Genomic DNA, 19396 nt, shown 5'->3' with positions numbered 1-19396 from the left:
AGCTTGCAGACCTCGTCCGAGAACAAACAGGGAGCAACCGGAATGGGTTCGGTTCGCGTAGCCATCGTCGGCGTGGGCAACTGCGCCGCCTCGCTGGTGCAGGGCGTCGAGTACTACAAGGACGCCGACCCGGCGTCCAAGGTCCCCGGGCTGATGCACGTCCAGTTCGGCGACTACCACGTGCGTGACATCGAGTTCGTCGCCGCGTTCGACGTCGACGCGAAGAAGGTCGGCCTCGACCTCTCGGACGCCATCGGCGCCAGCGAGAACAACACCATCAAGATCTGCGACGTCCCGAACGCCGGTGTGACCGTTCAGCGCGGCCACACCTACGACGGTCTGGGCAAGTACTACCGCCAGACGATCGAGGAGTCCGCTGAGGCCCCGGTCGACATCGTCCAGGTCCTCAAGGACCGCGAGGTCGACGTCCTGATCTGCTACCTGCCGGTCGGTTCCGAGGACGCGGCGAAGTTCTACGCGCAGTGCGCCATCGACGCCAAGGTCGCCTTCGTCAACGCCCTCCCGGTCTTCATCGCCGGCACCAAGGAGTGGGCCGACAAGTTCACCGCGGCCGGTGTCCCGATCGTCGGCGACGACATCAAGTCGCAGGTCGGCGCCACCATCACGCACCGCGTGATGGCGAAGCTCTTCGAAGACCGCGGTGTCCGTCTCGAGCGCACCATGCAGCTCAACGTCGGCGGCAACATGGACTTTAAGAACATGCTCGAGCGCGAGCGCCTCGAGTCGAAGAAGATCTCGAAGACGCAGGCCGTCACCTCGCAGATCCCCGACCGCGAGCTGGGCGACAAGAACGTCCACATCGGCCCGTCCGACTACGTCGCGTGGCTCGACGACCGCAAGTGGGCCTACGTCCGCCTCGAGGGCCGTGCCTTCGGCGACGTCCCGCTGAACCTCGAGTACAAGCTTGAGGTGTGGGACTCCCCGAACTCCGCCGGTGTCATCATCGACGCCCTGCGCGCCGCGAAGATCGCAAAGGACCGGGGTATCGGCGGTCCGATCCTGTCGGCGTCCAGCTACTTCATGAAGTCCCCGCCGGTCCAGTACTTCGACGACGAGGCCCTGGCCAACGTCGAGAAGTTCATCAAGGGCGAGGTCGAGCGCTAGTCGAACCCCCGCACGTCCTGTCGACACCTGGACTTCGGCTGTTCTTCCGCGGAGGGTCCCCGGGCAATGTGCCCGGGGACCCTCCGCGTGTGTGACCCTTTCCCTCATGCCTGTCGTACGTGATCTGCGCGTACTCCTGCGCCTGAGGGACTTCCGCAACCTGCTCGCCGTACGGCTGCTCTCCCAGGCGGCGGACGGCGTGTACCAGGTCGCGCTCGCCACCTATGTCGTCTTCTCCCCCGAGAAACAGACCTCCCCGGCAGCCGTCGCCTCCGCAATGGCGGTGCTGCTGCTGCCCTACTCGGTGATCGGCCCCTTCGCCGGAGTGCTGCTCGACCGCTGGCGCCGACGCCAGGTCTTCCTCTACGGCAATCTGCTGCGGGCCTTCCTCGCCTGCATCACCGCGGTGCTGATCGTCGCGCACGTACCCGATTGGCTGTTCTACGCCTCGGCGCTGTCCGTGACGGCGGTCAACCGCTTCGTACTGGCCGGGGTGGCTGCCTCGCTGCCCCGCGTCGTCGGAGCCGGTCAGCTGGTCACCGCGAATGCGCTCTCCCCCACCGCGGGGACGCTCGCGGCGGTGGCCGGCGGAGGGCTGGCCTTCCTCGTCCGGCTGCTCGCGTCCGGCTCCAACGCCCTCGTCGTGCTACTCGGAGCGGGTCTCTACCTGTGTGCGGCCCTCGTCTCCCTGCGCCTGGCCGTCGGACTGCTTGGCCCCGAACACTCCGCAGGGCAGGCACACCCCTCAGTGGCCCAGGGCATCGCCCTCACCGTGCGGGGCATGGCCGAAGGGCTCCGGCACCTCGCCGCCCGGAGGCCGGCGGCCCAGGCGCTCACCGCGATGACCATGATGAGGTTCTGCTACGGAGCACTGTTCGTCATGCTGCTGATGCTCTGCCGCTACGCCTGGTCGGACAACGAAGCCGAGGGGCTGACTCTCCTGGGCATCGCGGTCGGCGCGTCCGGAGCCGGATTCTTCGCGGCCGCGGTGGCGACTCCGTGGATGGTGGGGCGACTGGGCACCCTCGGCTGGATCACCGCCTGCGCGGCGGGCTCCGCCGTGCTGGTGCCGGCCCTCGGCCTGTTCTTCGCCCCGGGTCCGATGCTGGTCGCCGCGTTCGTCCTGGGCCTGGCCACCCAAGGCACCAAGATCTCCACCGACACCGAAGTGCAGTCCCGTGTGGACGACGACTACCGCGGCCGGGTGTTCTCCGTCTACGACGTGCTCTTCAACGTCGCGTTCGTCGGTGCGGCGGCCGTGGCCGCACTCATGCTGCCCGCCGACGGCCGGTCCGTAGTGCTGCTCGTCTGCGTGTCCGTGCTCTACGCGCTGACCGCGGTGCTCCTCAGCCGTCGCAGCCGATGTTTCACGTGAAACATCGCCCATGACGGCACCCCCGGTGTCGATGTTTCACGTGAAACATCGACACCGGCGCCCGAGGATCAGTCCTGGGCCGCCCACCACTCCTTGAGCGCGGCCACGGCGGCATCGTGCCCCATCGGACCATTCTCCAGCCGCATCTCCAACAGGAAGGCATAGGCCTTGCCGATCACCGGTCCGGGGCCCACGTCCAGCACGCGCATGATCTCGTTGCCGTCCAGGTCGGGACGGATCGCGTCCAGCTCCTCCTGCTCCTGGAGCTGTGCGATGCGCCGTTCCAGCCCGTCGTAGGTGCGGGAGAGCGCGTTCGCCTTGCGCTTGTTGCGCGTGGTGCAGTCGGACCGGGTCAGCTTGTGCAGGCGGTCCAGCAGCGGCCCGGCGTCACGGACGTAGCGCCGCACCGCGGAGTCGGTCCATTCGCCGTCCCCGTAGCCGTGGAAACGCAGGTGCAGCTCGACCAGCCGGGACACGTCCTTGACCATGTCGTTGGAGTACTTCAGCGCGGTCAGCCGCTTCTTGGTCATCTTGGCGCCCACCACCTCGTGGTGGTGGAAGGAGACCCGGCCGTCCTTCTCGAAGCGGCGGGTACGGGGCTTGCCGATGTCGTGCAGCAGGGCAGCGAGCCGCAGTACGAGGTCCGGGCCGTCCTGTTCCAGCGCGATCGCCTGCTCCAGCACGATCAGCGAGTGGTCGTAGACGTCCTTGTGCCGGTGGTGCTCATCGCTTTCCAGCCGCAGCGCGGGCAGCTCGGGCAACACACGGTCGGCCAGCCCCGTGTCCACGAGCAGTCCCAGGCCGCGGCGCGGGTTGGCGGACAGGATCAGCTTGTTCAGCTCGCCCTGGACCCGCTCCGCGGAAACGATCTCGATCCGGTCGGACATGGCCTTCATCGCCGCCACGACCTCGGGTGCGACCTCGAAGTCCAGCTGCGCCGAGAACCGCGCCGCCCGCAGCATGCGCAGGGGATCGTCGGAGAAGGAATCCTCGGGGGTGCCGGGGGTCCGCAGCACTCCGGCGGCCAGGTCCTCCAGGCCGCCGTGCGGGTCGATGAACTCCTGCTCCGGCAGAGCCAGGGCCATCGCGTTCACCGTGAAGTCACGGCGCACGAGGTCCTCGTCGATTGAGTCACCGTAGGAGACCTCCGGCTTGCGCGACGTACGGTCGTAGGCCTCCGAGCGGTACGTCGTCACCTCGATCTGGAAGTTCCGCACGGCATCGCCGACGCGCGCGTTCTTCTGGGCCCCGACGGTGCCGAAGGCGATGCCCACGTCCCAGACCGCGTCCGCCCACTGCCGGACGATCTTGAGAACGTCTTCGGGTCGGGCGTCGGTGGTGAAGTCGAGATCGTTGCCGAGACGCCCCAGCAGCGCGTCGCGGACGGACCCGCCGACCAGGGCCAGGCGGAAGCCCGCCTCCTGGAACCGGCGGCCGAGCTCGTCGGCGACAGGAGCGACCTGCAGCAGTTCACTGACCGCGCGGCGCTGCACCTGACTCAGGGCACTGGGGTTGTCTTCATTGGCGTTCGGCACAACTGAAAAGGGTACGTGCCCGGTCCACCGGTAACCGCCCCGTTTATCGGCGACCCCGGTATGCGGCCGCCGCCGGGCTGTACCGATCATGTGGAGCAAGGGGCGGCACTCGCACACAGCGCACCTCGTTACCATTCGTGGACGCACGAAAGACGACCACTGACACTTCTAGGGACGGGCTAGCGCGTGGCCGAGGCGGCAGACATCCAAGGGGTCTCACCCGCCCCTGTCCGGCGCCGATGGCTGCGGCGCGCGATCGTCCTGCTGGCCGGGACCCCCGTGCTGGCCGCTCTCGTCTACGCCCCCGCCCCGCAAGCGGAGGCCGTGCAGGCCTCCTCCGTCGACGTCCAGCTGGTCTCGATGGCACCCAGCGCCCCGGTGAAGGGCGACACCCTCACCATCGAGGGCACCGTGGTCAACACCGGGTCCGAAACGATCACGGACGCCCATGTCGGCCTGCGGGTGGGCCCCGCACTCACGGACCGCTCGTCCATCGACGAGACCGCGGACCGCAACGGCTTCCGGGCTGGCACGGATCCCGGCGAGATCGACTCGGCCTACGCAGTGAAGATCGCCTCCTTGCCGTCGAAAGTCACCCAGAACTTCACCCTCACCGTCCCGGTGAACAAGCTCGAGCTCGACAAGGACGGCGTCTACCAGCTCGGTGTGTCCCTGTCCGGCGTGACCGAGAGCCGGCCGTCCGAGCAGGTGCTGGGCATCAAGCGGACCTTCCTGCCCTGGCAGCCCGAGGCCGCCTCCAAGCGTTCACAGCTCACCTACGTCTGGCCCCTGATCTCCGCCACCCGTGTCACGGCCGAGACCGGATCCGACGAGCTCCAGACACCGGTCTTCCTCGACGATTCCCTCTACGAGGAGCTCAAGCCGGGAGGCCGCCTGGAACAGATGGTCACGCTCGGCAGGGACCTCCCGGTCACCTGGGTCATCGATCCCGACCTGCTCTACACGGTCGACGCGATGACCAAGGGCTACCGGGTCAGGGGCCCGAACGGAAAGTCCGTCCAGGGCAAGAACAAGGCCGTGGCCGAGCAGTGGCTGAGCTCACTGGAAGCGGCCGTGCAGGGCAAGAAGGTCGTCGCGCTGCCCTTCGCGGACCCCGACCTGGCTTCCCTCGCACACCGCGGCAAGGACGTCTCGGGCACTCTGGGACAGCTACACCCGGCCACCGACAAGGCAAAGGACGCGGTGCAGACCGTCCTGCACGTCCCGGCGTCCACCGACTTCTCCTGGCCCGTGAACGGCGCCATCGACCCCTCGATCGTGAACGTGGCCACATCGGCCGGCGCCCACAACGTCCTGGCCCGCAGCGACAGCCTGGTGGAGAGCGGTGCCCTCGGCTACACGCCGTCGGCGGCCCGGCCCATCGGAGCAGGTACCACCGCCGTCGTGGCGGATGCCGAGCTGTCCACCGCCTTCGAGGGCGACATGCTGAACGCCGGCAGCTCCACCCTCGCCGTGCAGCGGTTCCTGGCCCACAGCCTGGCCCTGAACCTGCAGAAGACCGACGAGCAGCGCAGCTTCGTCGTGGCCCCGCAGCGGATGCCCACCGTCAGCCAGGCCCGGTCGATGGCCGCCGCCCTGCGCGGCCTCCAGGGGGGCCGCTGGACGCAGCCGGCCGACCTCGAGGCGGCGGCTACCGCCAAGCCCGACCCCGGGGCCGCCACCCAGGTGCCGGGCGCCGGCCAGTATCCGGAAGACCTGCGCAAGCAGGAGCTGCCGGTATCGGCCTTCGAGAAGATCCGCACGACGCAGAACACCCTCGACCACTTCAAAGTGATCCTCGCAGCGCCCGACCGCGTGGAGATCCCCTTCGGTAACACCATCAACCGGGAGATGTCGACCTCCTGGCGAGGACGTCCCGACGAAGCCCGCCTCTACCGGGACCAGGTGCAGGACTACCTGATCGGTCTCACCGAGAAGGTCAAGGTCATCCCCAAGTCCGACGCCACCCTGTCCGGACACAGCGCCACCATCCCGGTCAGCGTGCAGAACAGCCTGGTGCAGGACGTGCACGACCTGGTGCTGCGGGTGAAGTCCGCCAACCCGTCCCGCCTGATGTTCGGCGACAGCGGCCAGGCGGAGCAGCAGGTCACCGTCCAGGGCGACCACACCCAGACGGTGAAGTTCCCCGCCAACGCCACCGCGAGCGGGCCCGTCGAGGTCACGGCACAGCTCTTCACCAAGGACGGCATCCCCTACGGCGAGGAACGCCGGTTCACCGTGGAGGCCACCGAGATCACTCCCACCGTGATGCTCGTGATCGCCGGCGGCGTGCTCCTGCTGGTCCTGGCAGGCATCAAGATGTACGCCAGCCGCAAGCGTGTGGCGGCCCGTGCCGCCGCGGAGGAGAGCACGCAGCCGAGTGACGAGTCCCCGGACACCGAACCGCAAAGCACCGAGGGGTCCGGCACGAGTGAGACAGTGGACCGTTGAGCGATGCCGTGGCCGGTCGGCCTGGGGACGATGAGGTGGGGTTTCGATGAACGCGCCGTACGACGGTGACCGCGCGCAGGGCACTGGCGGGCCCGCGCCCTCCCAGGGCACTGCCCCGGGCACCCCGGTGCCCGGGCAGGTTCCCGTGCCTGCGCCCGCGCCGGACCGCGACCCGTATGTCCAGGGTGCCTACGACTACGACCCGTACCGGTCCCAGGACCTGTCCGCCCAGGACCCGGTCGACGAGGTTCTCTACGACCGTGCCGCGCACCCGCCGCCGGCGCCCGGCACCTTCCAGGAGCCCGGTCCGCTCTACGCGGCCCCGAGCGCGCCCATGTACTCCCCCGATCCTCGCGTCTGGGCCCAGACCCCGCCGCCGGAACCGGACGGCCCGTCCCGGCACCTTCCGTACGGCGATCGCGCCTCCACCACCGAGTTCGTGGGGGTGGACTCGCTCGTCACACGTGCCTCGGAGGAACAGCCCGAGCCGGACGCCTTCGCGCACCTCTACCGGGACCAGGAGGCGGCGCCCCGTATCCCCGCCGAGGACGCCCCCGTCGCCGCTCCGGCCCCGAGCAAGCCGGCCGGACGTGCCGCGAGCCTGCTCAAGTCCAGCGCGCTCATGGCCGCGGGCACGATCGTCTCCCGCATCACCGGCTTCTTGAGAACCCTGGTGATCGCCGCGGCGATCGGCGTCGGCACCTTCAACGACACGTACCAGATCGCCAACACGCTGCCCACGATGATCTACGTGCTCGTCGGCGGCGGCGCCCTCAACGCCGTCTTCATCCCGCAGCTGGTCCGCGCGATGAAGAATGACGACGACGGGGGACAGGCCTATGCCAACCGGCTGCTGACCCTGGTCGTGGTGTTGCTGGCCGGCATCACCACCATCTGCGTCCTGGCGGCGCCGGTGTTCATCACGATGATGTCGCCGAAGATCGCCTCCGACCCGCAGCAGATGGACGTCGCCGTCGCGTTCGCGCGCTACTGCCTGCCCACCATGTTCTTCATGGGCGTTCATGTGGTGCTCGGTCAGATCCTCAACGCCCGGGGACGGTTCGGCGCGATGATGTGGACTCCGGTCCTCAACAACATCGTGGTCATCGCCACCTTCGGCGCCTTCATCTGGGCCTTCGGCGGCTTCACCACCTCCGGCGTCAACGCCACGACCGTCACCCCGGAAGGCGTCCGCCTGCTGGGGCTCGGCACCCTGCTCGGCCTGACCGTCCAGGCCCTCGCAATGCTCCCGTACCTGCGTGACGCCGGCTTCACACCGCGCCTGCGCTTCGACTGGAAGGGCCACGGCCTCGGCAAGGCCGCCCGCCTGGCCAAGTGGACGTTCTTCTTCGTCCTGGCCAACCAGGTCGGCCTGGTCATCGTCACCCAGCTCGCCACCTGGGCCGGTTCGGTCGCCGAGAAGCAGGGTCACCCCGGTACCGGTATCACCGCCTACAACTACGCGCTGCTGCTGTGGCAGATGCCTCAGGCGATCATCACCGTCTCCGTCATGACGGCCGTCCTGCCCCGCATTTCCCGCTCCGCCCACGACGGCGACGCCGCCGCGGTCCGCGACGACATCTCGTACGGACTGCGCACCTCGGCCGTCGCGATCGTGCCCTGTGCCTTCGCGTTCCTCGCGCTCGGCGTCCCGATGGCGACCCTGCTCTACGCGGGCTCCGGATCCGGTGCCCAGAACATCGGCTACGTCCTGATGGCCTTCGGCCTCGGGCTGATCCCGTACTCCGTCCAGTACGTCGTCCTGCGCGGGTTCTACGCCTACGAAGACACTCGGACGCCCTTCTACAACACCGTCATCGTCGCCGCCGTGAACGCGGCCGGATCGGCGGTCTCCTTCTTCGTCCTCCCCGCCCGCTGGGCGGTCGTCGGCATGGCGGCCTCCTACGGTCTCGGCTACGCCGTGGGCGTGGGCGTGGCCTGGCGCCGCCTGCGCACCAGGCTCGGCGGGGACCTCGACGGCGCCCACGTGATGCGCACCTACGCCCGACTCACCGGAGCCTGCGTCCCGGCCGCCGCCGTGGCCGGAGCGGCAGCCTACGCGGTCACCCAGTGGCTGGGCAGCGGAGTGTTCGGTTCCGCCACGTCGCTGGTCGTCGGCGGTATCGCCCTGGCTGCCGTGTTCCTCATCGCGGCCAAGCGGATGCGGATCGAAGAGCTCAACGCGATGGTCGGGATGGTCCGCGGGCGTTTGGGGCGCTGATGCGCACAACCGTCGCCCCCTTTCGTGTGTCGTGCATAGCGTCGGACTGTGGGCACAATTGGCATGGCTTCGCAGACTGGCCTACAGCGCGCAACGGATGGGGAGGCAGGAACGACGGTGGCGGAACGTAGCACGGCTGCCGTCGACGTGGCCGACAACGACGGCGACGAGCCGTCTGCCGCTCAGGCGGCGAAGGCCACGTCCGACGGGGTGGACACCCAGAACGGACGAGCCGCGGACGGACCCATGCCCGACAAGGACGGCGAACGCACGAACACGGCCTCCACGGCCGCACCCGAACTCCACAGCGGTCACAAGCTCGCCAGACGCTACCGACTGGAAGAGTGCGTCACCCGTGTGGACGGATTCAGCAGTTGGCGCGCGATGGACGAGAAGCTGCGCCGGGCCGTGGGCGTCCATCTGATGCCGGCCGACCACTCACGGGCGCGCGCCGTACTGGCCGCCGCCCGCTCGTCCGCCCTCCTCGGCGACCCGCGCTTCGTCCAGGTCCTCGATGCCGTCGAGGAGAACGACCTCGTCTACGTCGTCCACGAGTGGCTGCCCGACGCCACCGAGCTCACCGCCCTGCTCGCCGTGGGCCCGCTGGAGCCGCACGAGGCCTACCAACTCGTCAGCCAGGTCTCCCAGGCGATGGCAGCCGCGCACCGCGAGGGCCTCGCCCACCTTCGCCTCACGCCGAGCGCGATACTGCGCACGTCCACGGGCCAATGGCGCATCCGAGGCCTGGCCGTGAACGCCGCGCTGCGCGGCATCACCAGCGAGACCCCGCAGCGGGCCGACACCGAAGCCATCGGCGCCCTGTTGTACGCGGCCCTCACCCAGCGCTGGCCCTACGAGAGCGATGCGTACGGTCTCACCGGTCTGCCCAAGGGCGTCGGTCTCATCGCCCCCGACCAGGTCCGCGCGGGCGTCCACCGGGGCCTGGGCGAGGTCGCCATGCGTGCGCTCGCCAACGACGGGGCCACTGCCTCCCGCCAGGAGCCGGCCTGCACCACCCCGGAAGAGCTGTCCAAGGCCGTGGCCGCGATGCCCCGTATCCGGCCGCCGGAGCCGGCCTTCACGGCCCCGCCGGAGTACCAGCACACCACCTACCAGCAGGGCAGCTACGGCCGCACCACGCCGTCCGGCGTGACCACCGTCCAGCGCACCGTCGTGCCCCCGCCGGCGCCGTTGCAGAGCCGCACCGGCCGCGCGCTCAAGTGGGGCGTCGCCGCCCTGCTCATCGCCGCCCTCGGCCTGGGCAGCTGGCAACTGGCGGACACCCTCCTGGAACGCGGCACCCAGAAGGGCAACAGCGGCACGAGCAACAACAACACCAAGCCCGGCACGGACGACAGCGGGGAGAAGAAGGAGCCGACCCAGATCGCGATCACGGGTGCCCAGGAATACGCCCCCGACGGCAAACCGCAGAACCCCGAGGACGTCTCAAAGACGTACGACGAGGACGCCTCCAGCTACTGGCGCACCAAGAGCTATTTCGACGGTCCCGAAGTGAAGATCAAGGACGGCCTCGGCATCGTCTACGATCTCGGGTCCGAGCAGGAGGTCAGCGCAGCCTCGATAGCGCTGAAGCACGGCGGCTCGCACACCACCCTCACGCTGTACGCGACCGACTCCAAGTCCCCCAAGGGCTCCGTCGACTCCATGGTGAAGATCGCCGGAATTACCACCTCGGACACCAATCTCCAGCTGGCCGCCGAGAAACCGGTCAAGACGCGCTACGTGCTTGTGTGGATCACCGCCATGCCGCAGGCACCGGCCGACATGTTCAGCGACGCCGGTTACAAGCAGGCCATCACGGACGTGAAGTTCTCGGGCTGACCGCACAACCGGGAGGGGCTCACCGTTGAACGACACGACGCCCGGCGCGTGCAGCGACCAGGAGCTTCTGGCGCTGCACGTGGGCGGTGATCCCGATGCCTTCGGAGAGCTCGTGCGGCGGCACCGGGACCGGTTGTGGGCCGTGGCGCTGCGGACGCTCGGGGACCGGGAGGAGGCCGCGGACGCCGTGCAGGACGCCCTGGTCTCGGCCTACCGGTCCGCGCACACCTTCCGGGGGGAGTCGGCCGTCACCACCTGGCTGCACCGGATCACCGTCAACGCGTGCCTCGACCGTGCCCGCAAGGCCGCCTCGCGCAGGACCGCGCCGCTGAACGACACGGAGCGCCTGGAGAGCCTTCTGGAGCCCCACGAGTCCGCCGAGGCACCCGCCGAGCGCCAGGACCTCCACCGCCAGCTCCTGGCCGCCCTGAGTACCCTCCCGGACGAGCAGCGGGCCGTGCTGGTCCTCGTCGACATGCAGGGATACCCCGTCGCCGAGGCCGCCGATGTCCTCGACGTACCCATCGGCACGGTGAAGAGCCGGTGCGCACGCGGGAGGGCAAAGCTCCTGCCGCTCCTCACTCATCTGCGCGCGAATGCCGGGGATAACACCGCCGCCGAGCGGGGAAGGAACCGGACGCCGGGCACGCCCGTCCCACCGGCGACGGCACAACCCCGGCAACCAGACACAGACGCTGTGAAGGGCGGAGGTGGACGATCGTGAGCCCTGCGACTGGCACGCCCGGCACGACCGGAACGATCCGGCACCCGGACGTCTCGGAGATCTCCGACCTGACCGAAGGGCTCCTCTCCCCGTCCCGTACCGGGGAAATCCGCCGTCACCTGGAAGGCTGCGCCCTGTGCGCCGATGTCCGCTCCTCCCTGGAGGAGATCCGCGGGCTCCTCGGCACCCTGCCCGGTCCTGCCCGCATGCCGGCGGACATCGCCGGGCGGATCGACGCGGCCCTCGCCGCCGAGGCCCTGCTCGACGCGACCCAGCCGCGGGACCAGGCCGGTCCGTCCCCCCGCCCCCGCGCTGCGGACCGCGCCGTCTCCCGTGCAGCAGCGCCCTCCGGTCACCCGACCGGCCCAACCGGTCCGGGGCGTCGCCGCGCCCGTCGCCGGATCGCCGTCCTCGGCGGCCTGGCCGGCGCCGCCGCGTGTGCTCTCGGCCTCTTCCTCTTCGTCGACTTCTCCGGTGCCCCGCACCCGCACACCGCGGCCTCGGACTCCGCCGCCCACCCACCCGTCGGCGAGGCCGCCGGCGGAACCTTCACCGCGCAGGGCCTGCAGGACAGCGTTCAGCGGCTCATCGCGCCCGGAGCGGCCGCCAAGAGTGACCCCGGCGAGCGGAACACCCCCTTCGGGCTGGACGACACCGCCGGCGCTTCCGGAGTCGCTCCCGAGGGCAAGCGGGTGGCGCCCGCGGTCGCCTCCTGCGTTCAGGACGCCACGGGCCGATCGGACGCCCCACTCGCCGCGGAGCGCGGCAGCTACCAGGGCGCCCCGGTCCATCTGCTCGTCCTGCCCCACGCCGGCGACGACTCGCGCGTGGACGCCTACCTCGTCGACACCACGTGCGAGAGCACGGGCTCGGCCGCTCCCGGAAAGGTCCTCCTGAAGAACACCTATCCGCGAAGCTGACCCGTTCAGGTCCGCACTGCGACAGGTGGGGAATGCAGGCGCCGTAGGATCCGTTGGGTGGGGTGAGAGTCCGCACCGGCCCCCGGTAGGCAGCACGCAGTCCGCAGAGACGAGGAAGAAACCCGTGAGCGACGTTCGAAACGTGATCATCATCGGCTCCGGGCCGGCCGGTTACACCGCCGCCCTGTACACCGCACGCGCTTCGCTCAAGCCCCTGGTCTTCGAAGGCGCCGTCACCGCCGGTGGCGCGCTGATGAACACCACCGAGGTGGAGAACTTCCCCGGTTTCCAGGACGGCATCATGGGCCCGGACCTGATGGACAACATGCGGGGCCAGGCCGAGCGCTTCGGCGCCGAGTTGGTTCCGGACGACATCGTGGCCGTGGACCTCACCGGCGAGATCAAGACCGTCACCGACACGGCCGGCACCGTGCACCGTGCGAAGGCCGTCATCGTCACCACGGGTTCGCAGCACCGCAAGCTCGGTCTGCCCAACGAGGACGCCCTCTCGGGCCGCGGCGTCTCCTGGTGCGCCACCTGTGACGGGTTCTTCTTCAAGGACCACGACATCGCCGTCGTCGGCGGCGGTGACACCGCGATCGAGGAGGCCACCTTCCTCTCCCGGTTCGCCAAGTCCGTCACGATCGTCCACCGGCGCGACAGCCTGCGCGCCTCCAAGGCCATGCAGGACCGCGCCTTCGCCGACCCGAAGATCAAGTTCGCCTGGGACAGCGAGGTCTCCGAGATCCGCGGTGAGCAGAAGCTCTCCGGCCTCACCCTGCGCAACACCAAGACCGGTGAGACCTCCGAGCTGCCCGTGACCGGCCTGTTCATCGCCGTCGGCCACGACCCGCGCACCGAGCTCTTCAAGGACCAGCTGGACCTTGACGACGAGGGCTACCTCAAGGTCGACGCCCCGTCCACCCGCACCAGCGTCACCGGCGTGTTCGGCGCCGGCGACGTCGTGGACCACACCTACCGTCAGGCCATCACCGCCGCGGGCACCGGCTGCTCCGCCGCCCTCGACGCCGAGCGCTTCCTCGCCGCCCTCGCGGACGCCGAGAAGGCTCACGCAGCGGTCTGACCGGTTCCACCCCGCACCAGCCCCACACACCCCACCCCGCAGGAAGAACAAGGAGGCCGCTGTGGCCGGCACCCTCAAGAACGTGACCGACGCCGACTTCGACGCCGAGGTCCTCAGGAGCGACAAGCCCGTACTGGTCGACTTCTGGGCCGCCTGGTGCGGACCGTGCCGCCAGATCGCCCCGTCTCTGGAGGCCATCGCCGCCGAGTACGGCGACCAGATCGAGATCGTCAAGCTCAACATCGACGAGAACCCGGCCACCGCGGCCAAGTACGGCGTCATGTCCATCCCGACGCTCAACGTCTACAAGGGCGGCGAGGTCGCCAAGACCATCGTCGGCGCCAAGCCGAAGGCCGCCATCCTGCGTGATCTCGCTGACTTCGTCGAGGTCAAGACCGTCTGACGACGGCCGATGTTTCACGTGAAACGGGCCCACCCCCCTCGGAGGGGGTGGGCCCGTTTCCGTGTTCGCCATCAGAGCGGCCGTAGGGCCGGCTCCTTGCGCGCGCCGCCCAGCAACCGGTCCAGAGCCAGCTCGACGTCTTCCTTCCAGGACAAGGTAGACCGCAATTCCAGCCGCAACCGGGGATGAGCCGGATGGGGCCGTACGGTCTTGAAGCCAACGGCCAGGAGATGGTCCGCCGGAAGCAGGCAGGCCGGGCCCTCCCACCGCGCGTCCCCGAACGCCTCGATCGCCCGGAACCCCCTGCGCAGCAGGTCCTTGGCCACTGTCTGAACCATGACCCGGCCCAGTCCCTGTCCCTGATATCCCGGCATGATCCACGCGGTGATCAGTTGGACGGCGTCCGGCGAGACCGGACTCGTCGGGAAAGCGGTGGACCGGGGGACGTATGCCGGTGGTGCATACAGCACGAACCCCACCGGAACGTCGTCCACGTAGACCACACGGCCGCAGGATCCCCACTCCAGCAGGACAGCCGAGATCCAGGCCTCCTTCTCCGTCGCCGCGGTGCCCGTCGTGACGGCGGCCTCACCGCTGACCGGATCCAGTTCCCAGAAGACGCAGGACCGGCAACGACGCGGCAGGTCTTGGAGGTTGTCCAGCGTGAGCGGTACCAGCCGACGACCCATGACGGCATCGTATCCACTGGTCCCTCGTTCTTCGACAGCAAGACGAAGGGGCGGGTCACGCCGGTTCGCACCGGCACGATCCGCCCCTCGGCCTGCCCCGGGATCACTCTCCAGGCAGGCCCTGGTCCAGCACCCGGCCCTCGCCCGGTGCCAAGGTCCCCAGAATCCGCTCCAGATCCTCCATCGAAGCGAACTCGACCGTGATCTTGCCCTTCTTCTGGCCCAGGTCCACCTTCACCCGCGTCTCGAAGCGATCCGACAGCCGCGTCGCCAGCTCACTGAGCGCCGGAGACACCCGGGTTCCCGCACGCGGGCCTTTCGGCTTCACCGCGCTCGAAGGCTCCGAGCCCATCAGCGTCACGATCTCCTCGACCGCACGTACCGACAGCCCCTCGGCCACGATCCGGTGCGCCAGCCGGTCCTGCTCCGCAGAATCCTCCACTGAGAGCAGCGCTCGCGCGTGCCCCGCCGAGAGCACACCGGCAGCCACCCGGCGCTGCACCGGCGGCGACAGCTTCAGCAGTCGCAGGGTGTTCGACACCTGAGGGCGGGAACGGCCGATCCGATCGGCCAGCTGGTCGTGCGTGCAATTGAAGTCCTGGAGCAGCTGGTCGTAGGCCGCGGCCTCTTCCAGCGGGTTGAGCTGGGCCCGGTGAAGGTTCTCCAGCAGGGCGTCCAGCAGCAGCTTCTCGTCGTCCGTCGCACGAATGATCGCCGGAATGGCCTCCAGTCCGGCTTCCCGGCAGGCACGCCAGCGCCGCTCACCCATGATCAGCTCGTAGCGGCCAGGTGCAGACTGGCGCACCACGACCGGCTGAAGCAGACCCACCTCCTGGATGGAGGTCACCAGCTCGGCGAGCGCGTCTTCGTCGAACACCTCACGCGGCTGCCGCGGGTTCGGGGTGATCGTGTCCATCGGAAGCTCAGCGAACGTCGCTCCCGCCACCTCATTGGCCTCGGCCGCCGGCTCCGCAGCAGGCTCGTCCACCGGGAGAACCGCGAGCGATGTTTCACGTGAAACATCGGCCTGCGACAGAGCCGCAAGCTTCGCCGCCGCGATCCCGCGCTCGGAGGCCAGCTCCGGCACCGCCGTCGGTGACGCGGAGCCGGCACCGCTCGCCGGCAGCGCCTTCTCCTGCGGAGCCTGCGGGATCAGCGCGGCGAGCCCCCGTCCCAGACCTCTACGTCGCTCACTCACTGGATCCCCTCCGCCATACTCTGCGTGCTGTTCATACCCGCGCCCAGATGGGCGTGCTGGGACTCGTACTGCATTCCGACCCCCCGATACGCGATCTCTCGCGCCGCCTCCAAGTAGGAGAGGGAACCACTGGAACCCGGGTCATACGTGAGCACCGTCTGCCCGTAGCTGGGTGCCTCGGAGATGCGCACCGACCGGGGGATGCTCGTCCGGAGCACCTCCTTGCCGAAGTGGCTGCGCACCTCGTCCGCCACCTGCGACGCGAGCCGGGTCCTGCCGTCGTACATCGTCAGCAGGATCGTCGACACATGGAGGGCCGGGTTGAGGTGGGCCCGCACCAGATCGACGTTGCGCAGCAGCTGGCCCAGGCCCTCCAGCGCGTAGTACTCGCACTGGATCGGGATGAGGACTTCAGCGCCGGCCACCAGGGCGTTCACCGTTAGCAGGCCGAGCGAGGGCGGGCAGTCGATCAGGATGTAGTCGAGGGGCTGGTCGTACGCCTGGATCGCCCGCTGGAGCCGGCTCTCCCTCGCCACCAGCGACACCAGCTCAATCTCCGCACCCGCCAGATCGATCGTGGCTGGAGCGCAGAAGAGCCCCTCCACGTCGACCACCGGTTGGACGACCTCCAGCAGGGGCCGGCTGTCCACGAGGACGTGGTAGATGGACGGAACGTCGGCGTGGTGATCGATGCCCAGAGCGGTGGATGCGTTCCCCTGCGGGTCGAGGTCGACCACGAGGACCCGGGCCCCGTTCAGAGCCAGCGAGGCCGCCAGGTTCACGGTCGTCGTGGTCTTGCCCACGCCGCCCTTCTGGTTGGCGACCACGATGACGCGGGTCTGCTCCGGGCGCGGCATGGCCGCACCGGAACGTCCCATCGCCTCTACCGCCAGCTGGGCGGATCGGCCGACAGGCGTCTCGTTGTCCACGAGAGGTGGGGGTGATGTTTCACGTGAAACATCCTCACCCACGCGTTCAGAGCGGGGACCGGGGACCGGGTCGGCCATCGGCCCCGCGAGGTTGGCGTCGGACCGCACGGTGTCACTCTCCTCGACATCAGGCTCGCGATGAGCAGAGCCTGCCATGTCACCGGGGTCGCGAACCAGCGGGGCCCGTACTCCTGTGGATGAATCCACCGATGTGGACAACTCCGTCCCCCTTCCCTCCTTGCGCTGGAGGGGGGACGCAGCCGCACGACCGCGGCTGATGATTCCGTGCAGCAGAGAGCGACGTTTCACGTGAAACACGATGCCCGGACGGAGTCTTCAGGCCTCTACGACACTCCGAAATGCATACCTACAGGGCCCAACACGGACGAAATCGCCGTGCGGGCCCCACACAACCAGCGAATCAACGACGCCGGCGAGACCTGCCGACCCTGGCAGCCTTAGCCCGCTTGGCCGCGAACCTCACCCCACCGGGGCTTTCTCCGACCTCGACCCGGACCACCGTCGACAGCGGATCCACCAGGCCCTCGCCCACCTGCAGCACCGAGGTCTTCACCACACCGAGCTTGGCCAGCGCCGTCTTCGCCGACACCAGCTCCTCCTCGGCGGTGTCGCCCTTGAGGGCCAGCATCTCGCCGTACGGACGCAGCAGGGGCACGCCCCAGCCGGCCAGCCGGTCCAACGGAGCCACTGCACGCGCCGTCACCACGTGCACCGGCTGGAGCTTGCCGAGGACCTCCTCGGCCCGTCCGCGCATGACCGTGACGTGGTCCAGGCCCAGCAGTTCCACGGCCTCCTGGAGGAAGGTCGTCCGCCGCAGCAGCGGCTCAAGCAATGTGATCTTGAGATCCCGTCGCACCAGCGCGAGCGGGATACCGGGCAGACCCGCACCCGAGCCCACGTCGCACACGGTGACGCCCTGGGGCACCACCTCCGACAGCACTGCGCAGTTCAGCAGGTGCCGCTCCCACAGCCGCGGCACCTCACGCGGCCCGATCAGGCCGCGCTTGACTCCCGCGTCCGCGAGCAGCTCGGCATACCGCACAGCTTCCGGGAAAAACTCACCGAACACCGCGCGCGCCTCCTCGGGCGCCTCGGGAAGCTCAGCTGCCTCCGTCACGGGACCGTCCTTCCGTACCTCGTGGTTCTGAGGACCACGTATTCAAGATGCCGTGTCGTTCACATGCCAGGCTGACAAACATCGGCCCCGCCTGCGACACAGACGGGGCCGAGCATTCATGCCGGCGATCAGGCCGGGAGCACAACGACGAAGCGCTGCGGCTCCTCGCCCTCGGACTCGCTCCGCAGACCGGCGGCCGCCACGGCGTCGTGGACGACCTTCCGCTCGAACGGGGTCATCGGAGCCAGCTTCAGCGGCTCGCCGGACGCCTTCACATCAGCTGCCGCCTTCGCGCCCAGAGCCGCCAGCTCCTCACGCTTCTTCGCGCGGAACCCGGCGATGTCGAGCATCAGCCGGCTGCGGTCCCCGGTCTCCCGGTGGACGGCCAGGCGGGTCAGCTCCTGCAGGGCTTCCAGGACCTCACCGTCGCGGCCCACGAGCTTCTGCAGGTCGCGGCTGGCGGAGTCACTGACGATCGACACCGCAGCACGGTCCGCCTCGACGTCCATGTCGATGTCGCCGTCCAGGTCTGCGATGTCCAGCAGACCCTCAAGGTAATCGGCCGCGATCTCACCCTCCTGCTCAAGGCGGGTCAGGGTGTCGCCACTCTCAGCGGCGGCGGTGGTGGTGCCTTCCGTCACGGGAGGGACTCCTTCTTACTTCTTGGAAGAGGGCTTGCTGGGCGTCTGGCGCTGCGATTTCGTCTGCCGCTTCGGCTGCTGCCTCTTCGCAGCACCACCGCTCGCGGCATCCGAATCGGCCGTGGCCTCGGAACTCTTGATCACCGAGCCGTCAGCCTGCGCGGCCAGGCCCTGCTTCGACAGCGCCGTGATGAACTTCCGCTCGTTGTCGTTGCGGTCCGGGCCCTTGGCCACGATGTCGGCGACGATCTTCTTCTTGCCCCGGCCCTTGACCTCACCGTGCGAGCTGGCGTGCTTGAGCAGCCGCGTCAGGTACTGGTCCTGCGCCTTGCTGCCCGGCGTCGGGTTCTGGTTGATCACGTACATCTGCTGACCCATGGTCCAGACGTTCGTGGTGAGCCAGTAGACGAGGACACCGACGGGGAAGTTGATACCCATGACCGCGAAGATCACCGGGAAGATGTACATCAGCATCTTCTGCTGCTGCATGAACGGCGTCTTGACCGACAGGTCGACGTTCTTCTGCATCAGCTGACGCTGGGTGTAGAACTGCGACAGCGACATCATGACGATCATGACCGCGGTCACGATCCGGACGTCCGTCAGCGAGGCGCCGAGGGCGGCGACCTTCTCGGAGCTGTCCATGAACTTGGCGGCGATCGGCGCACCGAAGATCTTGGCCTCACGGGCACTGTCGACGAGCTGCTGGTTGAGGACACCGATGGTCTTGCCGTCGGCGATGTTCGCCAGCACGTGGTAGAGCGCGAAGAAGAACGGCGACTGCGCCAGGATGGGAAGGCACGAGGAGAGCGGGTTGGTACCCGTCTCCTTGTACAGCTTCATCATCTCTTCGGACTGACGCTGCTTGTCGTTCTTGTAGCGCTCCTGGATCGCCTTCATCTTCGGCTGGAGCGCCTGCATGCCACGCGTCGCCTTGATCTGCTTCACGAAGAGCGGGATCAGGCAGATACGGATCAAGACCACCAGGGACACGATGGACAGGCCCCAGGCCCATCCACTGTCCGGCCCGAAGACCGCCCCGTACAACGAGTGGAACTGGACGATGATCCAGGAAACGGGTGTGGTGATAAAGCTGAACAGACCGGCGATCGTGTCCACTA

The 19396-nt window shown here is 68.8% G+C and carries 16 protein-coding genes; 9 read left to right on the top strand and 7 right to left on the bottom strand.

Features of this window, described 5'->3' with window-relative positions:
- Window positions 1-42 precede the first annotated feature (42 nt).
- Both AW27_RS16940 and AW27_RS16935 read left to right on the top strand, forming a co-directional pair.
- Entirely contained in the window at window positions 43-1125 is a 1083-nt protein-coding gene (locus tag AW27_RS16940) for an inositol-3-phosphate synthase (RefSeq protein WP_037920370.1), read from the top strand.
- Between the two features lie 106 nt (window positions 1126-1231).
- Entirely contained in the window at window positions 1232-2500 is a 1269-nt protein-coding gene (locus AW27_RS16935) for an MFS transporter (RefSeq protein WP_037920372.1), read from the top strand.
- 68 nt (window positions 2501-2568) lie between these two features.
- On the opposite strand, the gene AW27_RS16930 is transcribed toward AW27_RS16935, so the two are convergent.
- On the bottom strand, window positions 2569-4035 hold the full coding sequence (locus AW27_RS16930) for a CCA tRNA nucleotidyltransferase (RefSeq protein ID WP_078556262.1): 1467 nt from the start codon (window positions 4033-4035) through the stop codon (window positions 2569-2571).
- 186 nt (window positions 4036-4221) lie between these two features.
- On the opposite strand from AW27_RS16930, the gene AW27_RS16925 reads away from it, so the two are divergent.
- The 7 genes from AW27_RS16925 (at window position 4222) to trxA (ending at window position 13680) form a co-directional block, all read left to right on the top strand.
- On the top strand, window positions 4222-6486 hold the full coding sequence (locus AW27_RS16925; protein ID WP_037920376.1) for a DUF6049 family protein: 2265 nt from the start codon (window positions 4222-4224) through the stop codon (window positions 6484-6486).
- 46 nt (window positions 6487-6532) lie between these two features.
- Entirely contained in the window at window positions 6533-8707 is a 2175-nt protein-coding gene (gene murJ, locus AW27_RS16920) for a murein biosynthesis integral membrane protein MurJ (protein ID WP_037920377.1), read from the top strand.
- A 117-nt stretch (window positions 8708-8824) separates the two neighbouring features.
- The gene (locus tag AW27_RS16915) at window positions 8825-10549 is read left to right on the top strand and encodes a protein kinase family protein (protein WP_037920378.1); all 1725 of its coding nucleotides are present in this window, start codon (window positions 8825-8827) and stop codon (window positions 10547-10549) included.
- 25 nt (window positions 10550-10574) lie between these two features.
- Window positions 10575-11273: an RNA polymerase sigma factor SigM gene (gene sigM / locus AW27_RS16910; protein ID WP_037920380.1), complete on the top strand. Its 699-nt coding sequence runs from the start codon at window positions 10575-10577 to the stop codon at window positions 11271-11273.
- Window positions 11270-12193, top strand: coding sequence for a hypothetical protein (locus AW27_RS16905; RefSeq protein WP_052030349.1), 924 nt, complete (start codon window positions 11270-11272; stop codon window positions 12191-12193). The genes sigM and AW27_RS16905 overlap by 4 nt, the downstream gene beginning before the upstream one ends.
- A 124-nt stretch (window positions 12194-12317) precedes the next feature.
- The gene (gene trxB, locus AW27_RS16900) at window positions 12318-13277 is read left to right on the top strand and encodes a thioredoxin-disulfide reductase (protein WP_037920381.1); all 960 of its coding nucleotides are present in this window, start codon (window positions 12318-12320) and stop codon (window positions 13275-13277) included.
- Window positions 13278-13338: 61 nt separating this feature from the next.
- Window positions 13339-13680, top strand: coding sequence for a thioredoxin (gene trxA, locus AW27_RS16895; protein WP_037920382.1), 342 nt, complete (start codon window positions 13339-13341; stop codon window positions 13678-13680).
- Between the two features lie 71 nt (window positions 13681-13751).
- Here the strand turns inward: trxA and AW27_RS16890 are convergent, their stop codons facing one another.
- From AW27_RS16890 to yidC, 6 genes are all read right to left on the bottom strand, one after another.
- A complete protein-coding gene (locus tag AW27_RS16890) occupies window positions 13752-14369 on the bottom strand; it encodes a GNAT family N-acetyltransferase (protein WP_037920386.1) in 618 nt (205 codons plus the stop codon).
- A 103-nt stretch (window positions 14370-14472) separates the two neighbouring features.
- Entirely contained in the window at window positions 14473-15567 is a 1095-nt protein-coding gene (locus AW27_RS16885; protein ID WP_078556264.1) for a ParB/RepB/Spo0J family partition protein, read from the bottom strand.
- The gene (locus tag AW27_RS16880; protein ID WP_078556266.1) at window positions 15564-16652 is read right to left on the bottom strand and encodes a ParA family protein; all 1089 of its coding nucleotides are present in this window, start codon (window positions 16650-16652) and stop codon (window positions 15564-15566) included. The genes AW27_RS16885 and AW27_RS16880 overlap by 4 nt, the downstream gene beginning before the upstream one ends.
- 265 nt (window positions 16653-16917) lie before the next feature.
- Window positions 16918-17634 carry a 16S rRNA (guanine(527)-N(7))-methyltransferase RsmG gene (gene rsmG / locus AW27_RS16875; protein ID WP_037920391.1) on the bottom strand — a complete coding sequence of 239 codons (717 nt, stop codon included), beginning with the start codon at window positions 17632-17634 and terminating at the stop codon, window positions 16918-16920.
- A gap of 128 nt (window positions 17635-17762) precedes the next feature.
- Window positions 17763-18275, bottom strand: coding sequence for a Jag family protein (locus tag AW27_RS16870; protein ID WP_030025736.1), 513 nt, complete (start codon window positions 18273-18275; stop codon window positions 17763-17765).
- Window positions 18276-18290: 15 nt separating this feature from the next.
- A complete protein-coding gene (yidC, locus tag AW27_RS16865) occupies window positions 18291-19394 on the bottom strand; it encodes a membrane protein insertase YidC (RefSeq protein ID WP_037920393.1) in 1104 nt (367 codons plus the stop codon).
- Window positions 19395-19396 lie beyond the last annotated feature (2 nt).

Origin of the sequence: Streptomyces sp. PCS3-D2 (assembly GCF_000612545.2) — a bacterium.
GTDB lineage: Bacteria > Actinomycetota > Actinomycetes > Streptomycetales > Streptomycetaceae > Streptomyces.
This window is presented reverse-complemented; position numbering and strand designations above follow the sequence as displayed.